General features: G+C 73.3%; 3 protein-coding genes. 2 read left to right on the top strand and 1 reads right to left on the bottom strand.

Annotation, left to right across the window (positions count from 1 at the left end; translation table 11 throughout):
* The first annotated feature begins 255 nt into the window (after nt 1-255).
* Nucleotides 256-576 (top strand): DUF3303 family protein, encoded by a 321-nt coding sequence (locus VFE05_04685; protein HET6229353.1) that lies wholly within the window; start codon nt 256-258, stop codon nt 574-576.
* A complete protein-coding gene (locus VFE05_04680) occupies nt 563-2,689 on the top strand; it encodes a methyl-accepting chemotaxis protein (protein HET6229352.1) in 2,127 nt (708 codons plus the stop codon). Before VFE05_04685 ends, VFE05_04680 begins: the two co-directional genes overlap by 14 nt.
* A 129-nt stretch (nt 2,690-2,818) precedes the next feature.
* On the opposite strand, the gene VFE05_04675 is transcribed toward VFE05_04680, so the two are convergent.
* Nucleotides 2,819-3,679, bottom strand: a complete 861-nt coding sequence (locus VFE05_04675) for an ankyrin repeat domain-containing protein (protein ID HET6229351.1) — start codon at nt 3,677-3,679, stop codon at nt 2,819-2,821.
* Between the last annotated feature and the right edge of the window lie 120 nt (nt 3,680-3,799).

Here is a 3,799-nt window from a genome sequence, read left to right as displayed (position 1 = left end):
TTCGGCATCTCCACGCCCGAGCAGGCCGCCGCGGTCGCAGCGGTGGCGGACGGCGTCGTCGTCGGCAGCGCGCTCGTGGACCTCCTCGGCCGCGGCGGAGTCGACGCGGCGCGCCCGTTCGTCGCCGCCCTCCGCAACGCTACGATCCGGCCGGACGGCATCGCTCCGCTAGGATAGTCTTCGGCCGGGCGTCCGCGGCCGCTGCCCGTCCGTCGAGGCCGGCAACGTGAACGCCGCGCCTTCCGCAGCCTCCACATGCGCGACGGCCTTCTCCTCCCGTTTCCTCTTCAGAGTCGAGCCATCTCCATTCTCTACATGGTGATCGAGCGCTACCGCGACGGCGATCCCGAGCCCGTCTACCGGCGCTTCCGTGAGTCCGGCCGCATGCTCCCCGACGGCCTGGAGTACGTGGACAGCTGGGTCACCGCCGACCGCTCGAGCTGCTTCCAGCTGATGCGCACAGCTGATCCGGGCCTCTTCGCGCAGTGGTTCGCGCGCTGGGAAGACCTGGTCGGCTTCGAGCTCGTGCCGGTCATCACCTCTGCCGAAGCCGCCGCCGTCCATGTCCCAGCGTAGCTCGCGGTCGGCCGCGACGGCGGCGCTCCGGCTGGCCCTGGCGTGGTACGCACGGGGCATGGCTTTCGGAGGCGCGGCGGTGCTGGTGGCCGCCGTCGCGTGGGCGCCGCCGAATGCGCGCGGGTGGACGGCCGCGCTGGTGGGCGCCGCGTGCGTGGCGGCGTTGCGCTACGGCGCGGTGCAGCTCAGCAAGTACGCGTACGTCACCATGACGGTGGTGCCCGTCGCGGCCCTCGCGCTCGTGGGCATGCCGGTGGAGAGCGTGATCGCCGCGGGGCTGGGCGCGCTCGCGGGCGACCTGGTGCGGCGGAAGGGCCTCTATCCGTCCGCCATCAACGCCGGGCGCGAGGTCTTCCCCGCGCTGGCCGCGGCGGGCGTGCTGCTGGCGGCGCTCACCGCCACCGGCCCGGTGCCCGGCTCCGGCGGGCTGGCGCCCACGCACCTGCTGAGCGTGCTGGGCATCCCGTCGGCCACGGCGTACTTCGTGGCCTACTTCGGCTTCTCGCGCGCCCTCTTCTACTTCTCGCTCGCCACCCGCGGCAAGCTCACGCGCGACGAGTGGACGGTGCTCGCGCGCTTCGAGCTCCAGGTCGCGGTGCTGGGGATGGTGGGCGCCGTGGGCATCGCCGAGGCCATCGGCTTCTACGGCGAGGACTACGGCTGGGCCTTCATCCTCGCCTTCGTGGTCGGCGCCGGCCTGCTGGTGCGCCTCATGTTCGTGGAGTCCATCGCGTCGGAAGAGCTGCGGAAGGTCATCGCCATGGAGACGGTGATCGCCGCCGGCATGCCGCTCACCGACTCGCTGCGGCAGATCGAGACGCTGGCCGCGCGCCTCATCGACTGGCGCTGGCTGCACATCTACGCGGGCGAGACCGGCGCCGCACTAGTCCCCGTTTACCCGTCCCCCGAGCTGGCGGGGCGGGCCGCGGGGCTCGCGGACCTGCGCGCGACGGCCATGCGCGCGGCCCAGGCGACAGTGGTGGACGACGTGCAGCGCGAGGCCGCCGTGGGCGAGGTGGACGGTGTGCGCTCGGTGCTCCTCCAGCCGCTGCGCTATGGCCGGCTGCCTCTGGGGCTGCTGGAGATCGCGCACCACCGGCCCCACGCGTACACCCAGGCCGAGGTGCGGCTGGTGGAGCGCTTCGCCCGGCAGGTCTCGCTGGCGCTCCAGCTGGACAGCCTGGTGCGGCCCATGACCAGCGGCGCGCGCGAGCTGGAGGCGCAGCTCCGCGAGGTCGCCGGCCGCCTCGCGCAGCTGCGGGCCAGCGGGCAGGGCGTGGCCGACCTGGCGGCGCAGATCACCGGCCGCATCGGCGAGCAGGGCGTGCGGACGGCGCACGGGCTGGAGATGACCGCCGCGCTGGCCGGTGCGGCCACGGAGATGGCGGAGGATGCGGCCGCGTCGGCCGGGCAGAGCCGCGACACCGGCCGCCTGGCCGCCGACAACCGCGGCGCCATCGAGGAGGCGATGGGGCGCCTGGTGGAGCTGCGCGACTTCGTGGACAGCGAGGCGCGCGAGATCGCGCGGCTGGCCGGCGCGTCGGACCAGATCTCCACCCTGGTGGGCAGCATCGCCGAGATCTCGGAGCAGACGAACCTGCTGGCGCTGAACGCGGCCATAGAGGCGGCGCGCGCGGGCGACCACGGCCGCGGCTTCGCCGTGGTCGCCGACGAGGTGCGCAAGCTGGCCGACTCCAGCGCAGACGCGGCCATGCGGGCGCGGGAGATGGTGGACTCCGTGGCCGGGCAGATGGGCGCCGCCCGCGAGCGGATCGAGGGCGGCGCGGCGCGGCTGGCTGGCGTGGGCGACCTGTCCCGAACCGCGCTGGAGTCGGTGGACCGCATCGTGGAGGCGGCGCGGGGCGCGGGGCGGCTCACCGCGCGCATCGCCACCCGCGCGCGCGAGCAGCAGGAGCGCATCGTGGGGCTGCGCGACGAGATCGGCGCCGTCTCCGGAATCGCGGCCGAGAACGGCGAGGGCGCCAGCGGCGTCGCCCAGGCCGCCCGCGCCCAGGCCTCCACCCTCGCCGAGATCGAGGAAGCCGTCGCCGCCCTCGGCGAAGTCTCCGAGCGCCTCAACGGCTACATCGTCCGCTTCACCGAGCTGTCGTAGGCTCGGCCGGTCCGCAGACGTTGGAAGTCTCCGTCTCCGCTCGGTACGGCAGCGGCGCACATGCAAAGAGCACCGGGACGATGCGCATCGTCCCGGTGCTCTTTCGTTCGTTGGATACTGGAGACTCCGCTACGAAGGTGCGCCGCGCTCCCGCAGGAAGCGGGCGATCTCGTCGAAGCCCAGGTGCTCCGCCCAGTCGAGTGGCGTGCCGTCGTAGACTTTATCGCGCTGCCCGAGCTGCGCCCTTGCCTCCACGAGCACCTTGACCGTGTCCAGCGAGCCGGAGGACACGGCGTGGTGCAGGGCCGTTCGGTGCGGGTGGAAATCCGTCCCGAAGGCGTCCATCTCCACACCGAAGCCGAGCACCATCATCACCCCCGCGGCGTTGCCGTTCAAGGCAGCGGCCGCGAGCGCCGTCTGCCTCTCCTCCGCGGTCGCCCGTGGAGCCAGGCGCTCCGCATCGGCGGTGCGGCCGAGGCAGACGGCGGCGGCGAGCGTCATCCTCCCTCCCCGCTCGATCAGGTGCCCGGCCGCGGCGAGGTTGCCGCCGGCGAGCGCGCCCGTGCCCGAGCCCGGCTCCGCGCCCGCATCCACCAGCACGTCGATCAGCTCGATCTGCACTCCGCTCTCGCGCGGCACGCGGCCGGTACACACGAGCCCCAGCGTGTAGGCGATCTGCTCGGGCAGGCTGGGTACGCACTCGCGCTCCGCCGCGCGGATGATCGCGCGCGCCATCTCCGCGACGTTCGCAGGCAGCCTCTCGTTCCGGACCGGGTTACCCGCGACGAACCAGAGCAGGTACGGGTGCCGGAAGTACCCGTCCAGCGCCCCGCCCACGACCCCGCGCAGCCAGTCGCCCGGCGCATCCAGCCGTTCGCGGACCAGTGCGGGATGCGCCGCGAGCAGCCGCTCCAGCTCGCCCAGGTCCCCCGCATCGAGGGCTCCCACCGCCTCGCGAAACCGCCCATCGAGCTTGCCCGAGTCGTTCATCGGCGGAGCGTTGGAGAGGTGACGTTCTCGGTCACGCGCTGAGGAGCTGTCTCACGACGCTTACAGCCGGTAAGCACGATAGGCGCGCTGTCCGCCGGGGGCAAACGAAACTGCTACATC

It is taken from the genome of Longimicrobiaceae bacterium (assembly GCA_035696245.1).
In the GTDB taxonomy this organism is placed as follows: domain Bacteria; phylum Gemmatimonadota; class Gemmatimonadetes; order Longimicrobiales; family Longimicrobiaceae; genus DASRQW01.
This window is presented reverse-complemented; position numbering and strand designations above follow the sequence as displayed.

Excerpts from the sequence above, each read along its gene's own strand:
- VFE05_04685 (HET6229353.1), top strand. The coding sequence starts at position 256 with ATGCGCGACGGCCTTCTCCTCCCGTTTCCTCTTCAGAGTCGAGCCATC.
- VFE05_04680 (HET6229352.1), top strand. The coding sequence starts at position 563 with ATGTCCCAGCGTAGCTCGCGGTCGGCCGCGACGGCGGCGCTCCGGCTG.
- VFE05_04675 (HET6229351.1), bottom strand. The coding sequence starts at position 3,679 with ATGAACGACTCGGGCAAGCTCGATGGGCGGTTTCGCGAGGCGGTGGGA.